Origin of the sequence: Streptomyces sp. NPDC017890 (genome assembly GCF_044328675.1) — a bacterium.
GTDB lineage: Bacteria > Actinomycetota > Actinomycetes > Streptomycetales > Streptomycetaceae > Streptomyces.
In genome coordinates, this window is sequence record NZ_JBIRHU010000016.1 from 155,231 (window position 1) to 178,572 (window position 23,342).

Consider the following 23,342-nt stretch of genomic DNA (forward strand, 5'->3'; position numbering starts at 1 on the left):
GACAGGTGACAACCCGCCGTTAATGACCCCAAGTACCGACACGTCCCACAGGAGGACCCGTGAAGCCGAGCACGCAGGGTGCGGCCGGGACGGGCACGGGGCGGGTCCGTACCGCCGATGCCGCCGACCCCGCCCGGTCGGTGCGGGTCCCGGCGCGGCCCGGCGCCGCGGACACGGACCGGGCACGGGGAGCCGGGGAGACGGTCGGTGCCGCGCGCGGCGAACACACGCACAGCGAACCACCCTCGCCCCGCCCGCGCGCCCTCGTCCAGCGCTCCTCCGTGCGCGGGCAGGTCCTCGACGCCCTGCGCACCGCGCTGGTCTCCGGCGAGCTGCGCCCCGGCGAGGTCTACTCGGCGCCCGCGCTCGGCGAGCGGTTCGGTGTCTCCGCCACGCCCGTACGGGAGGCCATGCAGCAGCTCGCCCTGGAGGGCGCCGTCGAGGTCGTCCCCAACCGCGGCTTCCGCGTCGTCGAGCGCGGCGACCGGGAACTGGCCGAGCTCGCCGAGGTCCGGGCCCTGATCGAGGTCCCGGTATGGCTCCGCCTGGCCCGAACGGTGCCCGCCGAACGCTGGGCGGAGCTGCGCCCCCTCGCCGAGGCCACCGTCAGGGCCGCGTCGTCCGGCTGCCCGGCGACGTACGCCGAGGCCGACCGCGCCTTCCACCGCGCGGTGCTCGCGCTGGCAGGCAACGACCAGCTCGTCAGGATCGCCGGTGACCTGCACCGCCGCGCCCAGTGGCCGCCGGCCGGCGCCCCCGCGGTACGGGGACGGGCCGACCTGATCGCCGACGCCCACGAACACACGGCGTTGCTGGACGCGCTGATCGCCGGCGACCTGGCCGTGGTGCGGGCCCTGGTGGGGGAGCACTTCACCGTGACGCCCTGAGCACGACGCCCTGAGCACGCCGCCCTGAGCCCCTGAGCGCGACGCCAAGGGTGCGGCGCCCGTGGGTGCGGTGCGGCGCCGCGCGTGCGTGCCCCTGCCGGTTAGCGGACCTCCTCCCGTTCGGCGCGGCTCGCCGGCACCTTCCTCTCCGCCGTCCCGGCCCCGACCCCGCCCTTGCGGCGTGCCGGACGAGATCCGCCGCCGCGGTCGTACATCTCGATGGCCAGCGGGGAGGCGGTGAACACCGAGGAGTACGTGCCGACCCCCACGCCGATCAGCAGGGCGAGGGCGAAGTCGGTGAGCGAGTCGTCGGCGAGGAGGGCGAGCGAGGCGAGGATGAGCACCGCGCCCATGCCGGTGTTGACCGTGCGCGGCAGGGTCTGCAGGACCGCCTGGTTCGTGAGCCGGGCGAACGGTTTCTTCCGGTCCTTGCCGGCGAGCAGCTCCCGGATGCGGTCGAAGAGGACCACCGAGTCGTTGACCGAGTAGCCGATCACGGTCAGCAGCGCGGCCAGGAACACCCCGTCGATCGGCTTGCCCAGCCAGGCGAACACCCCGACCAGGATGACCACGTCGTGGGCGAGCGCGCCGACCGCCGCCGTGCCGAACAGCAACCGGAAACGGACGGCGAGGTACAGCAGCTGGGCGGCCAGGGCCAGGCCCAGGGCGATCAGGGCGTCCTTCCGCAGCTCCGCGCCGAGACTGGGGCCGATCAGCTCGTCGCGGACCTTCTCCGTCTCGCCGCCCAGCTCGCCGACGGTCTTCGTGACGGTCTCCGCCTCGGCGTTGGTCAGCTTCTCGGTGCGCACCGTGAGGTCGCCGTCGCCGGAGGACTGGACCACCGCGCGGGGGAAGCCCGCGTCGGCGAGGGCGTCCCGCGCCCGGTCGGCGTCGACCTGGGTGGCCGTGGAGTACTCGATGAGCCGTCCGCCGGTGAACTCGATGCCGAAGTCGAGGCCGCGGACCAGGATGCCGGAGCCGGCCACCACGAGGACGACCGCGGAGGCGGCCAGCCAGCGGCGCGGCCGGCGCAGCAGGAACGGGTCGCGGCGCAGCAGGGCGTCGCGGACCGGGCCGGTGGTCGAGATGCCGGTGATGTGCGGGCGGCGGAAGACCGCCGGGCGGCTCGCGGCGAACTCGGCGAGCACCCGGGTGATCACCAGGGCGCTGACCATGGAGGCCAGGACGCCGATGCCCAGGGTGACGCCGAAGCCCTTCACCGGCCCCGAGGCCAGGAAGAACAGCAGGGCGGCCGCGATCAGCGTGGTGATGTTGGAGTCGGCGATCGCGCTGAAGGCACTGCGGAAACCGGCGGTCAGCGACGAGCGGGTGCTCGGACGGGTACGGGCGGCCTGTTCCTCGCGAGCGCGTTCGAAGACGAGGACGTTGGCGTCCACCGCCATGCCGATGGCCAGGACGAAGCCGGCCAGGCCGGGCAGGGTCAGGGTGGCGCCGATCGCGGCCAGGGCGGCGTAGGAGATCAGGCCGTAGCAGAGCAGGGCCACGGTCGCGAGGGCGCCCATGAGCCGGTAGACGACGATGATGAACAGCCCGGTCAGCGCGGTGCCGATGACGGCGGCCCAGGCGCCGGCCGAGATGGCCTCGTCGCCCAGGGTCGCGCCGATGGTGCGCTGCTCGATGGTCTCGACCGGTACGGGCAGGGCGCCGCCCTTGACGAGCAGGGCCAGCTCGCGGGCCTCGGCGTCGTCGAAGGAGCCGGTGATCTGGGTGGAGCCACCGGCGATGCCCGCCCCGCAGGCCACCGACGGGTCGACCTGCGGCGAGGAGATGATCTTGTTGTCGAGCACGATGGCGACCCGGCGCTGCGGGTCGCCGGCCGGGTGGCAGGCGGCTTCGCCGGTCACCTCGGCCCAGCGGTCGCTGCCCGCGTCCTCGAAGTCGACGGTGACGTGCCATCCCGCTCCGCCCTGCTGGTCGAAGCGGGCGTCGGCGCCCTTGACGTCCTGCCCGGTCAGCGTGGCCGCCTTGAGCCGGAGGGACTGTCCGGACTCGTCCGGCAGGACGCGCTCGCCGTCCGCGCCGGAGGAGGTCTCGGTGTTGTCGGGCCTCGTGTCGTCAGGCTTGGCGTCGTCGGCCTCGGCGTCCTTCGCGGCGTCCGCTCCTTCGGCCCCGGCCGGGCCGAGCACCGAGTGGACGGTGAGCTGCGCGGTGCGGCCCAGCACGTCGGCCGCCTTCTTCGGGTCCTGTACGCCAGGCAGCTCGACGACGACGCGGTTCTCACCGGAGCGGACGATGGTCGGCTCGGCGACGCCGAGCGCGTCGATACGGCCGCGCAGCACCTCCACGGTGCGGTCGGTGGCCTCCCGGTCGGCCTCGGTGGTCTCGGTGGACTTGGTCTCCAGCACGATCTGGGTGCCGCCGCGCAGGTCGAGCCCGAGACGGATCGGCATGGTCAGGGCGATGGCCACGGCTCCGGCCATCACCAGGAGGGCGACGAGCGCACGCCCCCTCAGGGAGCGGGGACGGGAGGGGGGACGGGAACGTTTCAACACGGGCCTCCGGCGGGCACGCCGCGGCAGCGGCCCAGCGCGGCCGCGGCGAAAGAAGGTGAAGGAAGGTGGACGTAGAAGTACGGGTGTCTCAGGTGCCGGAGGAGACAGGAGGGGCCCGCACGCGGTCGTGGCTCGTACGGCCGGGGGAGACGGGCACGGCGCCGGACGGTGCCGTGGTCCGCGCGCGAGCGGCGGGGGCGCCGCCCGTGAAACGTGTCGTGACGGCGAGACGGTCCGGGGGCGCCGGACGCTCACCGAGGTGGTCGTGCCGGGACCTGGCCTGGGCGGCGCAGGCGGTGGCACAGCCGTCGTCGGCGTGGTAGCCGGTGTCCGGGTGCGGGACGGTCGTCGCCGCGGGCACCGGGACGAGACCCGGGGCGGCGCCCCGAGCGTCCGCCGAGGGCGCGGCCGGGACCAGGATCAGCAGGACGGCCAGCAGCGCGGTGAGCGTCGCCGCGAGCCGGCGACCGGGGGCGGGGAGGGGTGTGAGGGCGGGGGCGGTGCGACGTGCGGGGCGCATGCACCGTCCCCTTTCGTGGTGGGTGATGCGTGGTGGGTGCTGCTGGTCGGTGCTGCTGGGCTGGTGGGTGGTGCGTGACGGTTGATCAGCAGTCTGACGGCCGGGGAGGTGGAGCGGAAGCCCGGGGCTCCGGCCGGGGAGTGGGCGGCCAGAGCCACGGGCGGTTCGGAGGGACCGTCGGAGCTTGTCGCGGCTCGTCGCGGGTCGTCCGGACTCGTCAGGGTTCGATGAGCCCGGCCCGGATGGCGTAGCGGGTCAGTTCCAGGCGGTCGCGCAGGCCGAGTTTCTGCAGGAGGTTCGCCCGGTGCCGTTGCACGGTCTTGATGCTGATGAAGAGGATCTCGGCGATCTCCTTCGAGGAGTGGCCCTCGGCGACGAGCTTGAGGACTTCCTCCTCACGGGGCGTGAGGATGTGGTCGGCGCTCTCCTCGCCGTGCCGCACCCGGTCCAGGAAGTTGCGGATCAGCGCGGTGACCGCACCCGGGTACAGGAAGGGCTCGTCGCGCATCGCGGCCCGGCAGGCGGCGACCAGATCGCGGTCGGCGACGGACTTCAGCACGTACCCGCAGGCCCCCGACTTCAGCGCCTGGAACAGGTACTGCTCGTTGTCGTGCATCGTCAGCATCAGGATGCGCAGCCCCGGTTTCAGCGCGGCCAGCTCGCGAGCGGCCTGGAGGCCGGTCAGACGGGGCATCGCGATGTCCAGGACCGCCAGGTCGACGGCGTGGGTCCGCGCCATGTCGATGGCCTCCGCGCCGTCACCGGCCTCGGCGACCACCTCGAGATCCGGCTCCCGGTCAAGGATGAGCCGTACCCCGCGGCGCACCAGCGCGTGGTCGTCGGCGAGCAGGATGCGGATCCTGGCCGGATCGGACGCGGGCACCTCGGTCGGGCCGGACGCGGTCGGCTCGGGCAGGGACGGGTCGGGCATGGTCAGGGCTGCTTCCTGGGTACGGGTGCGGTGAGCCGGATGCGGGTGCCGGCGCCGGGCGCCGAGGTGATGTCGAGGGTGGCCCCGATGAGCAGGGCCCGTTCCCGCATACCGCGGATGCCGGCGCCCTCGCACGCCGCCTCGATTCCGCGGCCGTCGTCGGCGATGGTGAGCGTCACCGCGCCGTCGGCGGGGCCGAGGCCCACCTCCAGCCGCCCGGCGTCCGCGTGGCGGGCCGCGTTGGTCAGGCTCTCCTGCGCGACACGGTAGAGGACCAGCTCGGTCTCGGGGTCCAGGACGGGCAGGTCGGCCTCGAACCGGCGCACCACCCGCAGGCCCGTGTGGGTGGCGAAGTCGTGCGTGAGCGAGGACAGCGCGCTGATCAGACCGAGATCGTCCAGGACGCCGGGCCGCAGCCGGCGCACCAGGCGGCGGACCTCGTCCAGGCTCTCCCGGGTGATCTCCTGCGCCTGGTGCAGCTCGTCGCGCAGCGGCTGGTCGGCGTCGTCCGCGGCACGTCCCAGGACCAGCAGGATCGCGGTCATGCTCTGCCCGACCTCGTCGTGCAACTCCTGGGCGATACGGCGCCGCTCCTCCTCCTGGGCGAGCAGGACGCGGGCGGTGCTCGTGGCCCGCTCGTGCTCCAGCCGGTCGAGCATGTCGTTGAAGGTGCGGATCAGTTCGGGGACCTCACCGCCGCCGGACACCGGCAGCCGCTGGCCGGGGCGCAGCAGGTCGACGGTGGTCATCAGCTTCGTGAGCCGGTCCAGGGGCGCGAGGCCCCAGCGCAGCAGGGCCCCGTTGGCGACCAGCATGACGCCCAGGCCGCCCACCAGGATGACCGCCTCGGTCAGCAGGACCGGCACGGAGACGGTCACCGGAGCCCACAGCAGCAGTGCCGTGGCGAAGCCCAGCACCACCGCGTTGAGCCCGAAGATCCGCCAGAACAGGGACACCGGGGGGTACGCCTCCTTCTGCGACGCGTCGACTGGTACGCCTCTACTGTCGGTCATCGCACCCTCGGCGGGAGCCGCGGCCGGGGTCGCGACAGAGCAAAAGACCAGCCTGCCCCGCCCGCACCCGCCGGGTCGATGGGTGCCGGCCCCCATTTCCGGGCCACGGCACACCCATACGACCGCGCACCGGGCGCGCCGCCAGTGGATGCTCCGTCCCCGGGTAAATGGGGCCCGCGCCCGATGGGTTTCCCCCGACGGCCCGGCCATGGTTGAGCTGACCGGGTCCGTTCGGCCCGGCGTTCGCCATACCCGCAGGCCCCCTTCGGAGAAGCAGGCCCTGTTGAGAAGAGGACTCGCCGTGTCGCTCGACACCTCCCGCATCGAACCGCGCCCCGAGCGGCTGACCGCTCACGAGGCACGCCAGCGCCTCGAACACGCCCGCAACACCCGGATGACCCAGCTGCAGGCCCTCGGGGAGAGCGGTCAGGCGGACGACCAGCTGATGTCCGCGCAGAAGGCCGCCATCGAGCGGGTGCTCAAGGAGATCGAGGAGGCGTTCGCCCGTATCGACGACGGCATGTACGGCACCTGCCTGGGCTGCGGCAAGCCCGTCCCGGGGGAGCGCCTGGAAATCCTCCCCTACACGCGGTACTGCGTCGCCTGCCAGCGCCGCGCCGCCGCCTGACCACCGTCCGTCCAGTCTTCGTCTCCCGCCCTGCCCAAGGGGTGAAGTGGGTGAAGTGGTGAACAACCAGATCATCGGCGACCGCGACGCACTTCTGTCGCCATCGTCGCCTCTGTCGCCCGAGGATCTCGCCGCACTCCGGGACAACCTCCACGAGCAGCGGCTGTTCCGCGAGGAGCAGCTGCGGCAGATCGCGACCGTCCCGTCCCGTGCCGACGAGCTGACCCAGCGGCGGTCCGCCGCGCAGACCGAGGTACGGGTCAAGCTCGTGGCCTCCGCGCGCATGGTCCTCGCCGACGTGGAAGCGGCCCTCGCGCGCATGGCCGAGGGCCGATACGGCCGCTGTCATCTGTGCCGGCGTCCCATCGACCGCGAGCGCCTGATGATCGTGCCGCAGGCCCGTTACTGCGCTCGCTGCCAGCAGGTGCGGGAGGCCGGACGATGACCGTGGTCCGCCGGCCCCTGGCCGGCCTCGCCCGGCACCGGCCGTGGCCGCTGTGCCGGCAGTGCAGTGGCGTCGCCCTCGACATGGGCAGCGCCCGCACCCGCGCCTGGGTCGCCGGGCGCGGCATGATCCTCGACGTGCCGACGGTGACCTTCCCCGGCGCCGGTGCGGTCCACCCCATCCAGCGCGGCTCCATCGTCGACACCCAGGGCACGGCGCGGATGCTCGACCGGCTGCTCGGTCACCGCCTGCCCCGCTCCGCCCGTCCCCTGGTCGTGGTGACCGCGCCGGTGCTGGACGGGTTCGCCTACCGGGCCGAGGCCCGCACGGCCGTGGAGGTGCTGCGCCCGCGCTGTGTGCTGACCGTCCCCAGCGCGCGCGCCGTGGCCCTCGCGGCGGGCGCGGACCTGTCCCGGCCGTTGCTCGTGATGGACATCGGCGCGCATCTCACCGAGGTGGTGCTGCTGGTGGACGGTGCCGTCTTCGACGCGCGCCGCACCGCGCTGGGCACGGGGGACATCGACGACACCGTCCCGGCCGTGCGGATCGGCGAGGCGGTGGCCGACATGACGGCCTCGATGCTGCGGCAGGACAGTACGTCCCTCACCGTCGACGCGCTGAGCAGGGGACCGCTGCTCGCGGGCGGGGGTGCCCTGCGGCCCGAGATCACCTGCCACCTCGCCGGCAGGCTGCACGTTCCGCTGCGCGCCGTGCCGGCCCCGCACACGGCCGCCGTCCGCGGCGCCGCCAAGCTCCTGGAAGCCGCGCACTCCCACCCGTCGACCACGGGCACGGATCCACCGGACGAACACCCGCACTGACCCGGCGCCGGCGCCCTCTCCGCCGGACCGGCGTGGGCGGTGCCGCTCCCGCCGTCCCGCCCCTGGAAGGAGGCACACCCGTGGCTGGTGAGATACCTCCCGCACAGCCACCGCCCGCAGCTCCCGACCCCGGACGACAACCGCGCCCCCTGCTGTGGCGGTGGCGGCGCAATCCCCTGCGGCGCCGCACCGACCGGCTGCAGGCGTGGGCCGCCCTCGGGATCCTGCTCGCCGTGCTGGTCGCGGCCCCGGCGGCGATGTTCGCGGTGGGGGACACCGCCCACCGCCACTACCGGGGCACCGCCGAGCACGAGGCCCAGACCCGGGACCACCGCCCCGCGGTCCTCGTTCACGACGCCCCGCGCCACCCGGAGCCCGGTTCGGACGAGGCGAAGAAGACCCGGTACCCCGTCAAGGTGCGGTTCACCGGACCGGACGGGCGGACGCGGACCGGGAAGACCGACGTCGAGCCGGGGCTGCCCGCGGACAGCACCGTCCTCGTCTGGGTCGACAGGGCGGAGAAGATCACCGGTCCGCCGCTGACCGCGCAGCAGATCCACAGCCGCACGATGGGCTGGGCGCTCCTCGCCTTCCTGGGCGTCGCCCTCACCGGTCTCGCCGCCCACGGGGTTACCGGGCTCCTGCTGCGACGCCGCAACCTCGCCGGGTGGGACGCCGCCTGGGCCGCCACGGCCCCGCGCTGGACCAGGCTCCCGTGACGGCGGCCGGGCCGCGCGCCGTCACCCTGCCTCATGGGTCCGCCGGGCCGGGTGCCGTCACCCGTCGCCGGCGCGCACCGCCGGGCCGCGCGCCGTCACCCTGCCTCATGGGTCCGCCGGGCCGCGTGCCGCCGCGTCCTCCCTTGCGCGCCCCCGCACTGGACCAGGCTCCCGTGACGCCCGCCGAGCCGGGTGCCGTGGCCGTGCCCGTCGCCGAGCCGGGTGCAGTGACCCGTTGCCGTGCCCGTCGCCGAGCCGGATGCTGCCGCCCCCGCCGCCCCGCGCAGCGCCGGGGCGCGTGCCGTCACGCCGTCGCCGCGCCCGCCGCCGGTGGTGCCAGTTGCCGTGCCAGCCACGTCGGTACGCCGCCGAGCAGCCGGAACAGCCGCCGCGCCTCCTCCCGCAGCCGCGACGCCTCCGGTTCGCTCTCGGCGTCCGCGAGCGACACCAGCGCCGGGGCCGTACCGACGAGGTACCCCAGCTCCTCGCGGATCCGCAGCGACTCGGCGAAACCGTGCCGTGCGTCGGCCAACTCCCCTTCCCGCAGGGCGAGTCCGGCCAGATGTCGCCAGGTGAAGGACTGGAGCAGCGGGTCGGCGTGCGCGGTCGCCCCCGCATGCGCCCGCCGGTACGCCGCGCGGGCGGCCTGCGGCGAACGGGTCAGGTTCTCCGCGAGCAGCCCGCGCCGGAAGTCCAGCAGCGCCCGCCCCCCGGCCCCCGGCGCGATCAGCGCCGCCGCCCGGCCCAGCGCGGCCCGCGCCTCGTCGGCACGATCACGTACCCCGTGCACCGTGGCGGCGTACGCGAGCTGCCCGCGTTCACAGGCGGCGGCCCCGCGCTCGTCGTCGCTGTCGGCCAGCGCCTCGGCGGTGCGCAGCGCGTCCTCGGCCTGGGCCCAGCCCTGCTCGGTGTACAGGCACCGCTCCACCAGCAGCGCGGTCCGCTGCAAGGCGGTGGCCGCGGTGACCGGCTCCAGCAGGGCGGCCGCGTCGGCCCAGCAGGCGCGCGAGCGCAACCGCCATACCGCGGTCTGGAGCGGATCGTCACCTTCGGTCGTTCCCCAACCAGAACCAGCCATGGCGGAATGCGCCACGTCGCCCTCCCTAGGCACGCCATCGAGCTCTCGAGTGGTGGCCGCATCTCAGCACGGATCCGGCGGCCCGGCCAAGAGGGTGGGTGAAACTTTTCACAAAGTCGTGGGACTTCCCGGTCCCGAGGTTTGGGACCGTTTCGGCCCTTCGCGCGCCCCGCGTCTCAGCTCATCCGCAGTGCCAGGAAGAAATCCAGCTTGTCCTCGAGGCGCGACAGGTCACGCCCCGTCAACTGCTCGATCCGCCCGACCCGGTAGCGCAACGTGTTGACGTGCAGGTGGAGCCGGGTCGCACAGCGCGTCCAGGAGCCGTCGCAGTCGAGGAACGACTCCAGCGTCGGGATCAGCTCGGCGCGGTGGCGGCGGTCGTAGTCCCGCAGCGGGTCCAGCAGCCGGGCGGTGAAGGCCCGGCGGACGTCGTCGGGGACGAAGGGGAGCAGGAGGACGTGCGAGGCCAGTTCCTGGTGGCCGGCCGCGCACACCCGGCCGGGGCGCGCCGCGGCGACCCGCCGTGCGTGCCGTGCCTCCTCCAGCGCGCCGCGCAGTCCCTCCGCCGAGTGCACGGCCGCGCTGACCCCGATCGTGACCCGCCCGTCGCCGTCCAGTCCGGCCGACAGCGGTTCCCGTATGGACGCCAGCAGCGTGTCCGCGAGGATGCCGGTCTCGGAGCCGTCGTGCTCGCTGGAGACCGCCGGCAGCGGTACGAGGGCGACGGCCTCGTCGCCGGTGTGCGCCACCGCGATGCGGTCGGAGTGCTCCGGGCCCGTGGCGAGCGGGTCGACGAGGACCTCCTCCAGCAGGGTCTGGGCGACCGGGCCGGTCTCCGTCGCGCCGTCGGCGCCGTCCTCCCATTCGACGCGGGCCACGACGACCTGCCAGTGCGGGGCCGCGCCGAGGCCCGGCAGCAGCACCGGTGCCGCGACCCGCAGCCGGGCCGCGATCTCGGCGGGCGCGGCGCCCGTCTGCACCAGTTCCAGGACCTCCTGCGCGAGCCGCCGCCGCACCGTGCGCGCCGCGTCCCGCCGGTCCCGTTCGACCGCGATCAGCTGAGTGACGCCGTACAGCAGGTCGAGCCGCTCCTCGGCCCAGTCCCCGGCGTCCGCCTCCACGACCAGCAGCCAGTCGGACAGCACCGTCTCGCGCACGTCCCGGGGGGCCTGCGGCAGACGCCCCGCGCCGGCCGCCGGGCGGTGCCCGGAGCCGTGCACCGGGAAGAGGCTGTACGTCGTCGCGCCGAGGGTCACCCGGTGCGGCGCGCGCCGGCCCGCGCGGGTGGCCGCGAGATGCTCCGCCGCCAGTTGCGCGCACACCTCCGAGGACAGGGCCAAGCCCGCGTCCTTCGGGCCGGCGACCGGCCGCCCGGTCGGGGACAGCACCCACGCCCGCAGGTCCAGGTCGGAGCCGAGCAGGTCCAGGACGACGTCGGGGCCGCCACCCGCCGGGCCGGAGGTCATCATCCGGCGGTGCCGGTCCACCACGGCCGCGAGGTCGCCGGCCCGCTCGCCGGAGACCTGGCGGACGACGTGTTCGGTGATGGTCGCGAAGGCCACCGACTCGTTCACCGCGAACAGCGGCAGCCGGTGCCGCGCGCACGCCGCCACCATGTCCTCGGGCACGCGCCCCAGCTCCGCCTCGCCCGCGGCGAGGGCGGCCACCCCGGCCTGGACCAGGATCCGGACGAACGGGTCGGAGTCGGCGGCGTCCCGGCGCCAGGCCAGACCGGTGAGCACCAGCTCCCCGCCGGAGAGATAGCGGCTGGGATCCCGCAGGTCGGTGGTCATCACGCCCCGCACGGAGCGGTCCAGCTCGTCCTCGCCGCCGAGCAGCTTGAGGCCCAGCGCGTCGGTGTCCAGCAGTGCGCGCAGCCGCATTCTCGTCGCCGCCGTTCTTTGTCTCGAAGTGTTCCAGGTCACGCGGCTGTGTCGCCCGTTTCCGGAGGAAAACGAGGAGGTGACTGAGGACCTCCTTTCATACGAATCTACAAGATGCCCGCGCTGGCCAGCCAACTCCTTCATGGTTTCTGCGACTGACCCCGGTGGAGCACCGGGCGGTGTACTGAGCCCACTCCACGTGAACAGCACTTGAACGAGCCGGGACCGCCGCACACGGATTGGCTCAATCTGTACGACTCACCAGACGAAGACGAAGAAGAGAGCCGGTCATGGACTTCCTTCGCCCCGCCAGCTGGGAGGAGGCGCTCGCCGCGAAGGCCGAGCACCCCACCGCTGTGCCGATCGCGGGTGGCACCGACGTGATGGTCGAGATCAACTTCGACCACCGTCGGCCCGAGTACCTCATGGACCTGAACCGCATCGGCGACCTGACCGAGTGGGAGGTCGGCGAGGATTCCGTCCGGCTCGGCGCCTCCGTGCCGTACACGCGGATCATGGAGGGTCTGCGCACCGAACTCCCCGGTCTCGCCCTCGCCTCGCACACGGTCGCCTCACCGCAGATCCGTAACCGCGGCGGCGTGGGCGGGAACCTCGGCACCGCCTCCCCGGCCGGCGACGCCCACCCGGCGCTGCTCGCCGCCGGCGCCGAGGTCGAGGTGGAGTCGGTGCGCGGCGCTCGCCGCATCCCGATCGACGAGTTCTACACCGGCGTGAAGCGCAACGCGCTCGCGCCCGACGAACTGATCCGCGCCGTGCACGTCAAGAAGGCCGACGGTCCCCAGCAGTTCTCCAAGGTCGGCACCCGCAACGCCATGGTCATCGCCGTGTGCGCCTTCGGTCTCGCCCTGCACCCCGAGACCCGTACCGTCCGAACCGGCATCGGCTCGGCCGCGCCCACGCCCGTCCGGGCCGAGGCCGCCGAGGAGTTCCTGAACGCGGCGCTCGAAGAGGGCGGCTTCTGGGACAACGGGAAGATCATCACCCCGTCGGCCGCCAAGCAGTTCGCGGACCTGTGCTCCGCCGCCTGCAACCCGATCGACGACGTCCGGGGCACCGCTAGCTACCGCCGCCACGCGGTCGGCGTCATGGCCCGCCGGACGCTGACCTGGACCTGGGAGTCGTACCGCGGCGCCCGCCACACCACGGAGGAAGCGGCGTAATGCGCGTCAACTTCACTGTCAACGGACGTCCGCAGGAAGCCGACGACGTGTGGGAGGGCGAGTCCCTGCTGTACGTGCTGCGCGAGCGGATGGGCCTGCCCGGTTCCAAGAACGCCTGTGAGCAGGGCGAGTGCGGTTCCTGCACGGTCCGCCTGGACGGCGTTCCGGTGTGCTCCTGTCTGGTCGCGGCCGGCCAGGCGCAGGGTCGCGAGGTCGTCACCGTCGAGGGCCTGGCCGACTTCGCCAAGGAGCGCGCCGAGGGCTGCGCGACCGGCGCCTGCGGCAGCACCGGCGGCGTCGAGGGGAGAGGCACCACCCTCGACCGGGCCAAGCGGTGGCAGGCAGAGGGCACCGACTCGCAGACCGGCGAAGGCACCGAACTGGCCCCCATCCAGCAGGCGTTCATCGACGCCGGCGCCGTCCAGTGCGGCTTCTGCACGCCCGGTCTGCTGGTCGCCGCCGACGAGATGCTGGAGCGCAACCCGAACCCGACCGACGCGGACATCCGCGAGGCGCTGTCGGGCAACCTGTGCCGCTGCACGGGCTACGAGAAGATCATGGACGCGGTCCGCCTGGCCGCGGCCCGTCAGTCCGAGGGGGTCTGAACATGGCTGCCACCGGCGCACCCACGAAAATCACCCAGGGGTCCCAGACCAAGGGCGGCATCGGCGAGTCCACGCTCCGCCCGGACGGCACCCTCAAGGTCACCGGCGAGTTCGCGTACTCGTCCGACATGTGGCACGAGGACATGCTCTGGGGCCAGATCCTGCGCTCCACCGTCGCGCACGCCGAGATCGTCTCCATCGACACCGGCGAGGCCCTCGCCATGGCGGGCGTCTACGCCGTCATGACGTACGACGACCTGCCGACCGAGGTCCGCAACTACGGCCTGGAGATCCAGGACACCCCGGTCCTCGCGCACGGGAAGGTACGCCACCACGGCGAACCGGTCGCGATCGTCGCAGCCGACCACCCGGAGACCGCGCGCCGTGCCGCCGCGAAGATCAAGGTGGAGTACCGGGAGCTGCCCGTCATCACCGACGAGGCCTCCGCGACCGCCCCCGACGCGATCCTCGTCCACGACAACCGCGACGACCACCACGTCGGCCACGTCCCGCACCCCAACATCGTGCACCGCCAGCCGATCGTCCGCGGCGACGCCGACGCGGCCGCCCGGCGGGCCGACGTGATCGTCAGGGGCGAGTACTACTTCGGCATGCAGGACCAGGCCTTCCTCGGCCCCGAGTCCGGTCTCGCGGTGCCGTCCGAGGACGGCGGCGTCGAGCTGTACGTCGCCACGCAGTGGCTGCACTCGGACCTGAAGCAGATCGCCCCGGTCCTCGGCCTGCCCGAGGACAAGGTCCGCATGACGCTCTCCGGCGTCGGTGGTGCCTTCGGCGGGCGCGAGGACATCTCGATGCAGATCCACGCCTGCCTGCTGGCCCTGCGCACCGGCAAGCCGGTCAAGATCGTCTACAACCGCTTCGAGTCCTTCTTCGGCCACGTCCACCGCCACCCGGCGAAGCTCCACTACGAGCACGGCGCCACCAAGGACGGCAGGCTCACGCACCTGAAGTGCCGGATCGTCCTGGACGGCGGCGCCTACGCCTCCGCCTCCCCGGCGGTCGTCGGCAACGCCGCCTCCCTGGCGGTCGGCCCGTACGTGGTCGACGACGTGGACATCGAGGCCATCGCCCTCTACTCCAACAACCCGCCCTGCGGCGCGATGCGCGGCTTCGGCGCGGTCCAGGCGTGCTTCGCCTACGAGGCGCAGATGGACAAGGTGGCCAAGGAACTCGGCATGGACCCGGTGGAGTTCCGCCGGATCAACGCCATGGAGCAGGGCACCATCATGCCCACCGGCCAGCCGGTCGACTCCCCGGCGCCCGTCGCCGAGCTGCTGCGCCGCGTCAAGGCGATGCCGATGCCGCCGGAACGCCAGTGGGAGTCCAGCGAGGGCTCGGACGTACGCCAGCTGCCCGGCGGCCTGTCCAACACCACGCACGGCGAGGGAGTCGTCCGCGGTGTCGGCTACGCGGTCGGCATCAAGAACGTCGGCTTCTCCGAGGGCTTCGACGACTACTCCACGGCCAGGGTCCGCGTGGAGGTCGTCGGCGGCGAGCCGGTGGCCACCGTGCACACCGCCATGGCGGAGGTCGGCCAGGGCGGCGTCACCGTCCACGCGCAGATCGCCCGCACCGAACTGGGCGTCACGCAGGTGACCATCCACCCGGCGGACACCCAGGTCGGCTCGGCCGGCTCCACCTCCGCCTCCCGGCAGACGTACGTCACCGGCGGCGCCGTGAAGAACGCCTGCGAGCTGGTCCGCGAGAAGGTCCTGGAGATCGGCCGGCGCAAGTTCGGCTCCTACCACCCGGCCTGGGCCACCGCCGAACTCCTCCTGGAGGGCGGCAAGGTCGTCACCGACGGCGGCGAGGTCCTCGCCGGCCTGGCCGACGTGCTGGAGGGAGAGGCCGTCGAGGTGGAGGAGGAGTGGCGGCACCGGCCGACCGAGCCCTTCGACCTGCGCACCGGCCAGGGCAACGGCCACGTCCAGTACTCCTTCGCCGCGCACCGCGCCGTCGTCGAGGTCGACACCGAGCTGGGCCTGGTCAAGGTGATCGAGCTGGCCTGCGCGCAGGACGTCGGCAAGGCGCTCAACCCGCTCTCCGTCATCGGCCAGATCCAGGGCGGCACCGTCCAGGGCATGGGCATCGCCGTGATGGAGGAGATCGTCGTCGACCCCAGGACCGCGAAGGTCAGGAATCCGTCCTTCACGGACTACCTGCTCCCCACCATCCTCGACACGCCGACCATCCCGGTCGACGTGCTCGAACTCGCCGACGACCACGCCCCGTACGGGCTGCGCGGCATCGGCGAGGCACCCACCCTGTCGTCGACCCCGGCGGTCCTCGCGGCCGTCCGCAACGCGACCGGGCTGGCGCTCGACCGCACGCCGGTACGGCCGGAGCACCTGACCGGCACGGTGTGAGTGACCCTCCGGGCGGCGCACGGAACGTCACACACTCCGCGCCGCCCGGAGCACAACCCAAGCCCCGCTCCGCTCGCGGTGCTTGACGTCCCACAACGCACGCAGCACCACGCAGGTGCCACGCCGCACACAGCACCACGCAGGTACTACCACGCAGGTGCCACGACGCACACCGCACCACGCAGGCACCATCACGCACGCGTTCGTCTCGGGCCGTCCCCCGGGTCGTACACATCCCAAATCCCGCGACCGCCCCGGCGGTCGACCCGGGTGCACCTTTGAACCTTGGGAGACGGCCCCATGACCCAGCAGTCAGTGGAGCCCAAGACCACCGCCGAGGACGCGGGCGCGGGTTCCCGCGTCCCGGCCGGCCGGTCTTGGCTCGACCGGTACTTTCACATCACCCACCGAGGATCCACCGTCGCGCGTGAGGTGCGCGGCGGCACCACCACCTTCATGGCGATGGCTTACATCGTCCTGCTCAACCCCGTCATCCTGTCCGGCAAGGACGCCGCCGGGGACACCCTGGGGCAGAAGGCCCTGATCACCGCGACGGCGCTCGCCGCGGCGGTCACCACGCTCCTCATGGGCTTCGTCGGCAAGGTGCCTCTCGCCCTGGCCGCCGGACTCTCGGTGTCCGGGGTGATCGCCGGGCAGGTCGTCCCGCAGATGACCTGGCCGCAGGCCATGGGCATGTGTGTGATGTACGGCGTGGTGATCATGCTGCTCGTGGTCACCGGGCTCCGCGAGATGATCATGAACGCGATCCCGCTCGCCCTCAAGCACGCCATCACCATGGGCATCGGCCTGTTCATCGCCATCATCGGCCTGGTCAAGGGCGGCTTCGTCCACGCGGGCAAGGCGACCCCGCTCACCCTCGGCCCCACCGGTGAACTCGCCGGCTGGCCCGTCCTGCTCTTCGCGGGCACCCTGCTCCTGATCTTCATGCTCCAGGCGCGCGACATGCCCGGCGCGATCCTGATCGGCATCGTCACCGGCACGATCGTCGCCGCCGTGCTGAACGCCACCGGGGTCATCGACCCCGAGCAGTGGGCCAACGGCGCCCCCGAGCTGCACGGCAGCGCGGTCTCCATGCCGGACTTCTCGCTCTTCGGCGACCTGGAGTTCGGCGGCTGGGGCGAGGTCGGCGCGATGACGGTCGGCATGATCGTCTTCACGCTGGTACTGGCCGGGTTCTTCGACGCGATGGCCACCATCATCGGCGTCGGCACCGAGGCGAAGCTCGCCGACGACAAGGGCCGGATGCCGGGCCTGTCGAAGGCGCTGTTCGTCGACGGCGCCGGCGGGGCGATCGGCGGTGTGGCGGGAGGCTCCGGCCAGACCGTCTTCGTCGAGTCCGCGACCGGCGTCGGGGAAGGGGCCCGCACCGGACTCGCCTCGGTCGTCACCGGCCTGTTCTTCGCGGCCTGCCTCTTCTTCACGCCGATCACCGCGATCGTGCCGCAGGAGGTCGCCTCCGCCGCCCTGGTCGTCATCGGCGCGATGATGATGATGAACGCCCGGCACGTCGACTGGGCCGACCGGGCCACCGCGATCCCGGTCTTCCTGACCGTCGTCCTGATGCCGTTCACGTACTCCATCACGGCGGGCGTGGCCGCCGGCGTCATCTCCTACGTCGCCATCAAGGCCGCCCAGGGCAAGGCCCGGGAGATCGGCGCGTTCATGTGGGCCCTGACGGTGATCTTCATCGTCTACTTCGCCCTCAACCCGATCGAGAGCTGGCTGGGCGTGCACTAGCCGCCGCCCCGGGAACCCGTCACCCACCCATCGTCAAAGGAGACCGACAGATGCTGGACATCGCCGAAGAGCTGAACCGGTGGGTCGAGCAGGGACGCGACTTCGCCGTGGCCACCGTGGTGGCCGTGAGCGGCAGCGCCCCCCGCCGGCCCGGCGCCGCCCTCGCGGTGGACGCCGACGGCACGGCGATCGGCTCGGTCTCCGGAGGCTGTGTGGAGGGTGCCGTGTACGAGCTGTGCCGGCAGGCGCTGGGGGACGGCGAAACCGTCCTCGAACGCTTCGGCTACAGCGACGAGGACGCCTTCGCCGTGGGTCTGACCTGCGGCGGGGTCATCGACATCCTCGTCACGCCGGTACGGGCGGACGACCCCGCCCGTCCGGCGCTGGCCGCCGCGCTCGCCGCCGCCGCGCGAGGTGAGGCGGCGGCGGTGGCACGAATCGTCAGCGGTCCGGCCGAGCTGACGGGCCGCGCGCTCGTCGTCCGCCCGGACGGCACCCGCGCCGGAGGTTTCGGCGCCCACCCCGAACTGGACCGCACGGTGGCCGCCGAGGCGGGCGCCTTCCTGGACGCCGGCCGCACCGGCACCCTGGAGATCGGAGAGCAAGGCTCACGTTGCGGAGCACCGCTCACACTGCTGATCGAGTCCTCGGTCCCGGCGCCTCGCATGATCGTCTTCGGCGCGATCGACTTCGCCTCGGCGCTGGTCCGCACCGGTAAGTTCCTCGGCTACCACGTGACGGTGTGCGACGCGCGCCCCGTCTTCGCGACGAAGGTCCGCTTCCCCGACGCGGACGAGATCGTCGTCGAGTGGCCCCACGAGTACCTCGCACGCACCGAGGTCGACGCGCGCACGGTGCTGTGCGTCCTGACCCACGACGCCAAGTTCGACGTACCGCTGCTCCAACTGGCGCTGCGCCTGCCGGTCGCCTACGTCGGCGCGATGGGCTCCCGCCGCACCCACCTCGACCGCGAGGCACGCCTGCGCGAGGTCGGCGTGAGCGACCTGGAGCTGACCCGGCTCAGGTCCCCCATCGGCCTCGACCTCGGCGCCCGCACCCCCGAGGAGACGGCGCTGTCCATCGCCGCCGAGATCGTCGCGGCCCGCCGCGGCGGCACGGGCGCCTCCCTGACCGGCGCCCACACCCCGATCCACCACGACGGCCCGACGGCACCGGCGGGGCGCATCGGGTCGGTGGCCTGATCAGTGCCGATCGCCGGCACCGTCGGCTTTTCAGTGTCGCAAGAGTCTGAAGCTGAGGGGCGTGTTTCCGTAGCGTGGCTGAAGCCGGGAGGGGTTCACTCGCGAGGCCTTCGTGCTGTCCCTGCCCACCACTCGCTGTGGGACGTGCGCCCACGGCGCGGTTCGGTCCTCCTCTCAAGCCGGCCAGGCATCAGCGACCACGAACGAGACGACCGTGCCGCCGAGGCGACTGGGGCCGGAGTGCCAGGACTCCGCGAGGGAGTCGACGAGGTGGAGCCCTCGGCCGTGGGTGTCGTGCGCGTCCGGGTGTCGCAGTCGTACGCCTGCCGGGAGGCCGGGGCTGTGGACCTCGACGCGGAGTGAGGTCCCGTCGCGGAACCACTCGACGTGTACCAGCCACGGATCTTCCGACGTGCCGTGGCAGATGGCGTTCGTGACCAGTTCGGAGATCAGCAGGACACAGTCGTCGATCGAGCAGACCGGGTTGTACGGGGCGATGAACTTCCGGAACCAGCGCCGGAGGCGGGGGACGGACTCGGGTTCCGGATGCAAGGTCATCGCTCCGAGCCTCGGCGAGTCCTCGCAGGGATATCGGTCAATCGTGTAAGCCACGTGCGCTCACTCCTTGCCGCCGCCGTCTTCATCGTCAGTTGTCTCTAGTTGCAGTCCCAGGACTGCAAGCCGTCAAGGGTGATCCTGGCCTCACAGTCCCAGGACTGTCAACAGTCCTGGGACTGTGTTTGACTGGCTGCTGTCGAGAGGAGGGTTGTATGGCGCCCAAGTGGCGGGAGCTCGCGGACCGGCTGGCCGAACAGATCCGCAAGGGCCAGTACGCGTCCGGTGACCGGTTGCCGCAGATCAGAGACCTGGTGGAAGCGGGCGAAGGTTCGAAGTCCACGGTCCATGCGGCATACAAGGCGTTGGAAGCCGAAGGGCTGGTCACGTCCTCGCGGGGGCACGGCACGGTTGTCCGTGAGCGGGCTCCGCTCAAACGGCTCGGCGTTGCGCGATACGACAAGGCCAAGTGGCGGGACGGCGATGAAGTGGCATTCGTCGCTGACCGCGTGGCGTCCGGACGGGCGTACAAGCGGAATGAGCAGACTCAGACCGTCAGTCGGGTGGCGGCGTCGGCTGCCGTCGCTGAGGCGCTCGGTCTGCCGGAGGGTGCAGAGGTCTACGCGCGTGCCCGCGTGGTGAGGGAGGGCTCGCAGCCGACGCATACGCTGACCAGCTACTACCGTCGCGAGCACGTGGAAGGAACCCGCATCGTCGACCCGACGCCAGGGCCCGCCGGTCCGGGCGGAGGCTTTCGTGTCCTGTACGACGCCGGATACGAGATCGACCACATGCGGGAGACGCTGTTCGCGCGTGTTCCCACGGCCGAGGAAGCCCGGCTCCTCCAGCTCGCGCCGGGTGACTGGGTGATGGAGTAGCACCGCACGACGTACACGGCCGACGGCACCGCGGTGGAGTTCGCGATCGGTGTGCACGCGGCGACGCGCTTCTCATGGACGTACGACTTCGAGGTTCCCGACTCGGCGAAACCGGGGGACGAGCGCAAGTGATCTCAGCACAGGCATGGGCCGATGCTCAACGACTGTGGGACTTCCAGCGAATGGGCCATGAACCGCGCCCCTGCTCCGTGGGGATCGGGCTGGGCAGTCATGATCTCGGCGTCGCGGAGACGACCGCCGATCTGTACCACCGGGGCATGATGCCGCTGGTCGTCTTCACCGGGGCGACCAGCCGTACCACTCGCGACCGTATGCCGCGCGGAGAGGCTGAGCACTACCGTGAGCGGGCGGTGGAGTTGGGGGTTCCGGCCACTGCGATCCTCGTTGAGCCGCGGGCGCGGAACACGGGGGAGAACATCACTCTCTCCCGTGCGCTGCTCGAAGAGCATGGGACCGACACGTCCTCCGTACTCCTCGTCAGCAAGCCGTACGAGGAACGTCGCGCCTACGCCACGGCCCGGAAGCTGTGGCCGGGGGTGGAATTCGTCAGCGCGTCGGCCTCCATGACCCTTCCCGCATACGTCGACTGGATCCAGGACGCACGGCTGGTCGTCGACATGCTCGTCGGCTCGCTGCAGCGCTTGCTGATCTATCCCGCGCAAGGCTTCATGGTCACGCAAGACGTGCCGGACGGAGTCATCCGCGCGTACGAACGGCTTGTGGCGAGTGGCTTCACGAGCCGCCTCGCGCCGCGGACGAGCGCAAGAAGCTGACCTGGGGACGGCAGGCAGTGCCGAACGCGCTCTGAGGTGGCCGGCAACGGAGGCGTCAGTCCTCCGAGACGTCCGGCTGAGGCGGGCCTGGACCCTGGCGCCAGGCCCGCCACCGTCACCGTCCCGCCTCCCCCGCGTACACGGGGGCCCGACAAGTGGGATGCGCGCTGACCAGCGAAGGACCGCACCCCTACCTGGTCAGTGCCACCTCCGCGACCACCGGCCGGTGGTCCGAGGCCACGGCCTCCTCCGGGACCGAGGCGCCGCGCACCCGCACGCCCTCGCCCACGGCCACGTAGTCGATCCGCTTGACGGGTGCCGCGGCCGGATACGTGCCGCCGGTGCCCGTGCCGGCGTCGCGCAGATCCCGCCAGAGCGGGGCCAGTTCGGGTGCCGAAGGCTCGGCGTTGAAGTCGCCCAGCAGTACCTGCCGCGCACCCGGCAGGGCCGCCCGCTCCCGCGCCATGATCCGCCGGGTGTCGGCGACCTGCGCGACCCGCACCGCCGGGTCGGACCGGTAGTCGAGGTGCGTCACGAACACCTGCACCGGCACTCCGCGCACTTTGAGCGTCACCTCGCCGAACCCGGGCGCGGGTGCCGGTACCGGATTCTCGTCCTGGGTGGACAGGCGGGTGATCTCGTGGTTCGTCGCGGAGCGGACCGGGTAGCGGGACAGCACCGCCACGCCGTACTCGCGCCGCGGGCCGCCGGCCTCCGCGGGGTCGAGGCTGTAGATGGGGGCGAACGACACCCGCATGCCGAGCCGGCGCCCCAACTCCTCGGCCGTGTCCAGCCCCTGACTGCGTGCGCCCCAGTGCACGTCGACCTCCTGGAGGCCGATCACGTCCGCGTCGAGGGCGCGCAGTGCGGCTGCCTGCCGGTCGAGGTCGAAGACGCCGTCCGATCCGGTGCCGGCGTGGATGTTGTAGGTGGCGATGCGCAGCGGGACGGCGGTTCCCTGGTCGGCGGAGGCGGCCGGTGTCGCCACCGCCAGGCTCAACAGGGCACCGGTCACGGACAGTTGGATGAACGTGCGCACTCTGGCAGACATGGCGGCACGGTACGCGGGAAACGCCCGCGGCGGGGTGTGCCACGCGATCCTGTCCGCGGCCCGTCGCCGGAGCGCCACCGGTGGTTCACGGACGCCGCAGCAGCTGGTTGACCGCGCGGCCGAAGACGTACCGCCCCGCACGGCCCAGCGCGCCGTCGAAGGCGGACGGGAGGAGGCGGACCCTAAGTTCCTCGCGCCACACGACGCGGGTACGGCCGCCGGGTCCGGGGCGGACCTCGATCTCGGCGAAGCCCCCGACCAGCCGGCCGCGTTTCTCCAGCCGGCACAGGCCGGGTCTGTCGTCGTGCGGTGGCTGCCAGACGGTCACCTCCATGGTGTCGTCGAAGGCGAGCGGGCCGACGCCCGTACGGGCCACGATCACCGTGCCCGGGCGAGTGGGTCCGGGTGTGGTGACGGTGACCCGGGTCAGTGGCACGGCGTCGCCGTGCCGCTGCCATGCGGTGAGCCGGCGCCAGGCCTCGTCCAGCGGGAGCGGGGCGGTGCGTTCGAGCGAGAAGGTGGCCACGGAGCGATCGTAGGGAACCGGTCGCGTGACCGGGCGCAGGGACTAGCGGTAGACCTTGCCCGGTTCGGCCTTTCCGGGGGCCAGGAGCTGGGGGACCGTCACGAAGACGTAGCCGCGCTTCTTGAGCGCGTCGATGATCCCGGGCACGGCGGGCACGGTGCCGTCGTAGATGTCGTGCAGCAGGATGATGCCGTCCCGGGACGACTGTTTCAGGACGCGCTCGGTGATCAGGTCGGAGTCGTTCGTCGTGTAGTCCTTGGCGGTCACGCTCCACAGCACCTCCGCCAGCCCCAGCTCGCGGCAGATCTCGTGCACCGTGTCGTCGGTGCGGCCCTGCGGCGGGCGCATCAGGGTGGGGCGCTGCCCGGTCAGGCGCTCTATCTCCTTGTTGGGGCGCTCCAGTTCCTCGCGTATCTCGTCCGGTTCGGCGTCCGTGAGGATCTGGTGCGTCCAGGTGTGGTTGGCCACCTCGTGGCCCTCGTCGGCCATGCGTCTGACCAGCTCGGGATAGGTGTCGATGTGTCGTTTGCCGAGCAGGAAGAAGGTCGCCGGGACCTTCTTCTCCTTGAGTATGTCGAGCAGCCGGGCGGAGTGCTCGCTCGGTCCGGCGTCGAAGGTCAGCGCGATGCACTTGACGCGACCGCAGTCGACGGTGCCGAACCCGGCCCGCGCCTGGGCGCCCGCCGCGCCCCGGACGGAGCTGGGGGAGGTCGTCTCGAGTTGCGTGCAGCCGCTCAGTGCGAGTGTCAGTGAGGCGGCGGCCGCGAGTGTCGCGATCGCGCGCAACCTGGTCCCCGTTTTTGTCATCTTCCCGGTCAGCGAAGGCATGCGAGGACTATACACAGCGAGTATATACTCAGTTTATAGAGGCTCTTCGAATGCGAGTTCGAGGTAGAGGGGGCGTTCACCGGGTTACTCAGCCGACACGCAAGTGAGGCTGAGAGTGAGGAGGACCCCGTGAGCGAGA

The 23,342-nt window shown here is 72.4% G+C and carries 21 protein-coding genes and 1 pseudogene; 12 read left to right on the plus strand and 10 right to left on the minus strand.

The features are described 5' to 3' along the window. Positions 1-59: 59 nt before the first annotated feature. Positions 60-887 (plus strand): GntR family transcriptional regulator, encoded by an 828-nt coding sequence (locus ACH4F2_RS22060; RefSeq protein ID WP_398134414.1) that lies wholly within the window; start codon positions 60-62, stop codon positions 885-887. A 101-nt stretch (positions 888-988) separates the two neighbouring features. On the opposite strand, the gene secD is transcribed toward ACH4F2_RS22060, so the two are convergent. The 4 genes from secD to ACH4F2_RS22080 form a co-directional block, all read right to left on the minus strand. After that, positions 989-3,397: a protein translocase subunit SecD gene (gene secD, locus ACH4F2_RS22065; protein ID WP_398134415.1), complete on the minus strand. Its 2,409-nt coding sequence runs from the start codon at positions 3,395-3,397 to the stop codon at positions 989-991. Positions 3,398-3,488: 91 nt separating this feature from the next. Next, on the minus strand, positions 3,489-3,920 hold the full coding sequence (locus tag ACH4F2_RS22070) for a hypothetical protein (RefSeq protein WP_398134416.1): 432 nt from the start codon (positions 3,918-3,920) through the stop codon (positions 3,489-3,491). A gap of 217 nt (positions 3,921-4,137) precedes the next feature. Beyond that, positions 4,138-4,851, minus strand: a complete 714-nt coding sequence (locus ACH4F2_RS22075; RefSeq protein ID WP_398134417.1) for a response regulator — start codon at positions 4,849-4,851, stop codon at positions 4,138-4,140. Between the two features lie 2 nt (positions 4,852-4,853). Then, on the minus strand, positions 4,854-5,807 hold the full coding sequence (locus ACH4F2_RS22080; protein WP_398134464.1) for a HAMP domain-containing sensor histidine kinase: 954 nt from the start codon (positions 5,805-5,807) through the stop codon (positions 4,854-4,856). Between the two features lie 358 nt (positions 5,808-6,165). Between ACH4F2_RS22080 and ACH4F2_RS22085 the strand changes: the two genes are divergently transcribed. The 4 genes from ACH4F2_RS22085 to ACH4F2_RS22100 all read left to right on the plus strand — a co-directional run bounded on the left by ACH4F2_RS22085 (position 6,166) and on the right by ACH4F2_RS22100 (position 8,477). After that, a complete protein-coding gene (locus ACH4F2_RS22085; protein WP_398134418.1) occupies positions 6,166-6,492 on the plus strand; it encodes a TraR/DksA family transcriptional regulator in 327 nt (108 codons plus the stop codon). Between the two features lie 55 nt (positions 6,493-6,547). Then, on the plus strand, positions 6,548-6,937 hold the full coding sequence (locus ACH4F2_RS22090) for a TraR/DksA family transcriptional regulator (protein WP_398134465.1): 390 nt from the start codon (positions 6,548-6,550) through the stop codon (positions 6,935-6,937). Further along, a complete protein-coding gene (locus ACH4F2_RS22095) occupies positions 6,934-7,758 on the plus strand; it encodes a rod shape-determining protein (RefSeq protein ID WP_398134419.1) in 825 nt (274 codons plus the stop codon). The genes ACH4F2_RS22090 and ACH4F2_RS22095 overlap by 4 nt, the downstream gene beginning before the upstream one ends. An 80-nt stretch (positions 7,759-7,838) precedes the next feature. After that, positions 7,839-8,477: a hypothetical protein gene (locus ACH4F2_RS22100; protein ID WP_398134420.1), complete on the plus strand. Its 639-nt coding sequence runs from the start codon at positions 7,839-7,841 to the stop codon at positions 8,475-8,477. Positions 8,478-8,781: 304 nt separating this feature from the next. Here the strand turns inward: ACH4F2_RS22100 and ACH4F2_RS22105 are convergent, their stop codons facing one another. Continuing rightward, complete coding sequence (locus ACH4F2_RS22105; protein WP_398134421.1) at positions 8,782-9,570, minus strand: hypothetical protein; 789 nt, start codon at positions 9,568-9,570, stop codon at positions 8,782-8,784. 161 nt (positions 9,571-9,731) lie between these two features. Beyond that, complete coding sequence (locus ACH4F2_RS22110) at positions 9,732-11,438, minus strand: PucR family transcriptional regulator (RefSeq protein ID WP_398134422.1); 1,707 nt, start codon at positions 11,436-11,438, stop codon at positions 9,732-9,734. 290 nt (positions 11,439-11,728) lie between these two features. Here ACH4F2_RS22110 and ACH4F2_RS22115 point away from each other — a divergent pair, with 290 nt between their 5' ends. The 5 genes from ACH4F2_RS22115 (at position 11,729) to ACH4F2_RS22135 (ending at position 18,571) form a co-directional block, all read left to right on the plus strand. Beyond that, positions 11,729-12,619, plus strand: coding sequence for an FAD binding domain-containing protein (locus tag ACH4F2_RS22115; RefSeq protein ID WP_398134423.1), 891 nt, complete (start codon positions 11,729-11,731; stop codon positions 12,617-12,619). Further along, positions 12,619-13,224, plus strand: a complete 606-nt coding sequence (locus ACH4F2_RS22120) for a (2Fe-2S)-binding protein (protein ID WP_398134424.1) — start codon at positions 12,619-12,621, stop codon at positions 13,222-13,224. The genes ACH4F2_RS22115 and ACH4F2_RS22120 overlap by 1 nt, the downstream gene beginning before the upstream one ends. Positions 13,225-13,226: 2 nt before the next feature. Continuing rightward, the gene (locus tag ACH4F2_RS22125; protein ID WP_398134425.1) at positions 13,227-15,611 is read left to right on the plus strand and encodes a xanthine dehydrogenase family protein molybdopterin-binding subunit; all 2,385 of its coding nucleotides are present in this window, start codon (positions 13,227-13,229) and stop codon (positions 15,609-15,611) included. 300 nt (positions 15,612-15,911) lie between these two features. Beyond that, positions 15,912-17,369, plus strand: a complete 1,458-nt coding sequence (locus ACH4F2_RS22130; RefSeq protein ID WP_398134426.1) for an NCS2 family permease — start codon at positions 15,912-15,914, stop codon at positions 17,367-17,369. Positions 17,370-17,419: 50 nt separating this feature from the next. Continuing rightward, positions 17,420-18,571 (plus strand): XdhC family protein, encoded by a 1,152-nt coding sequence (locus ACH4F2_RS22135; protein WP_398134427.1) that lies wholly within the window; start codon positions 17,420-17,422, stop codon positions 18,569-18,571. Between the two features lie 174 nt (positions 18,572-18,745). Here ACH4F2_RS22135 and ACH4F2_RS22140 read toward each other — a convergent pair whose 3' ends face one another. Then, positions 18,746-19,183, minus strand: coding sequence for an ATP-binding protein (locus ACH4F2_RS22140; protein ID WP_398134428.1), 438 nt, complete (start codon positions 19,181-19,183; stop codon positions 18,746-18,748). A gap of 158 nt (positions 19,184-19,341) precedes the next feature. Between ACH4F2_RS22140 and ACH4F2_RS22145 the strand changes: the two are divergent. Both ACH4F2_RS22145 and ACH4F2_RS22150 read left to right on the plus strand, forming a co-directional pair. Next, positions 19,342-20,136 (plus strand): annotated as a pseudogene (locus ACH4F2_RS22145) (GntR family transcriptional regulator). Continuing rightward, entirely contained in the window at positions 20,133-20,798 is a 666-nt protein-coding gene (locus ACH4F2_RS22150) for a YdcF family protein (RefSeq protein ID WP_398134429.1), read from the plus strand. The pseudogene ACH4F2_RS22145 and the gene ACH4F2_RS22150 overlap by 4 nt, the downstream one beginning before the upstream one ends. Before the next feature lie 190 nt (positions 20,799-20,988). Here ACH4F2_RS22150 and ACH4F2_RS22155 read toward each other — a convergent pair whose 3' ends face one another. The 3 genes from ACH4F2_RS22155 to ACH4F2_RS22165 all read right to left on the minus strand — a co-directional run bounded on the left by ACH4F2_RS22155 (position 20,989) and on the right by ACH4F2_RS22165 (position 23,203). Further along, positions 20,989-21,849: an endonuclease/exonuclease/phosphatase family protein gene (locus ACH4F2_RS22155; RefSeq protein ID WP_398134430.1), complete on the minus strand. Its 861-nt coding sequence runs from the start codon at positions 21,847-21,849 to the stop codon at positions 20,989-20,991. Between the two features lie 85 nt (positions 21,850-21,934). Beyond that, positions 21,935-22,375: an SRPBCC family protein gene (locus ACH4F2_RS22160; RefSeq protein WP_398134431.1), complete on the minus strand. Its 441-nt coding sequence runs from the start codon at positions 22,373-22,375 to the stop codon at positions 21,935-21,937. Positions 22,376-22,417: 42 nt separating this feature from the next. Continuing rightward, entirely contained in the window at positions 22,418-23,203 is a 786-nt protein-coding gene (locus ACH4F2_RS22165; RefSeq protein WP_398134432.1) for a polysaccharide deacetylase family protein, read from the minus strand. Positions 23,204-23,342 lie beyond the last annotated feature (139 nt).

What these genes read in the sequence shown, in the direction of transcription:
- ACH4F2_RS22070 (WP_398134416.1), bottom strand. Translation starts at nt 3,920, where the DNA reads ATGCGCCCCGCACGTCGCACCGCCCCCGCCCTCACACCCCTCCCCGCC.
- ACH4F2_RS22075 (WP_398134417.1), bottom strand. Translation starts at nt 4,851, where the DNA reads ATGCCCGACCCGTCCCTGCCCGAGCCGACCGCGTCCGGCCCGACCGAG.
- ACH4F2_RS22095 (WP_398134419.1), top strand. Translation starts at nt 6,934, where the DNA reads ATGACCGTGGTCCGCCGGCCCCTGGCCGGCCTCGCCCGGCACCGGCCG.
- ACH4F2_RS22110 (WP_398134422.1), bottom strand. Translation starts at nt 11,438, where the DNA reads ATGCGGCTGCGCGCACTGCTGGACACCGACGCGCTGGGCCTCAAGCTG.
- ACH4F2_RS22115 (WP_398134423.1), top strand. Translation starts at nt 11,729, where the DNA reads ATGGACTTCCTTCGCCCCGCCAGCTGGGAGGAGGCGCTCGCCGCGAAG.
- ACH4F2_RS22120 (WP_398134424.1), top strand. Translation starts at nt 12,619, where the DNA reads ATGCGCGTCAACTTCACTGTCAACGGACGTCCGCAGGAAGCCGACGAC.
- ACH4F2_RS22125 (WP_398134425.1), top strand. Translation starts at nt 13,227, where the DNA reads ATGGCTGCCACCGGCGCACCCACGAAAATCACCCAGGGGTCCCAGACC.
- ACH4F2_RS22130 (WP_398134426.1), top strand. Translation starts at nt 15,912, where the DNA reads ATGACCCAGCAGTCAGTGGAGCCCAAGACCACCGCCGAGGACGCGGGC.
- ACH4F2_RS22135 (WP_398134427.1), top strand. Translation starts at nt 17,420, where the DNA reads ATGCTGGACATCGCCGAAGAGCTGAACCGGTGGGTCGAGCAGGGACGC.
- ACH4F2_RS22155 (WP_398134430.1), bottom strand. Translation starts at nt 21,849, where the DNA reads ATGTCTGCCAGAGTGCGCACGTTCATCCAACTGTCCGTGACCGGTGCC.
- ACH4F2_RS22165 (WP_398134432.1), bottom strand. Translation starts at nt 23,203, where the DNA reads ATGCCTTCGCTGACCGGGAAGATGACAAAAACGGGGACCAGGTTGCGC.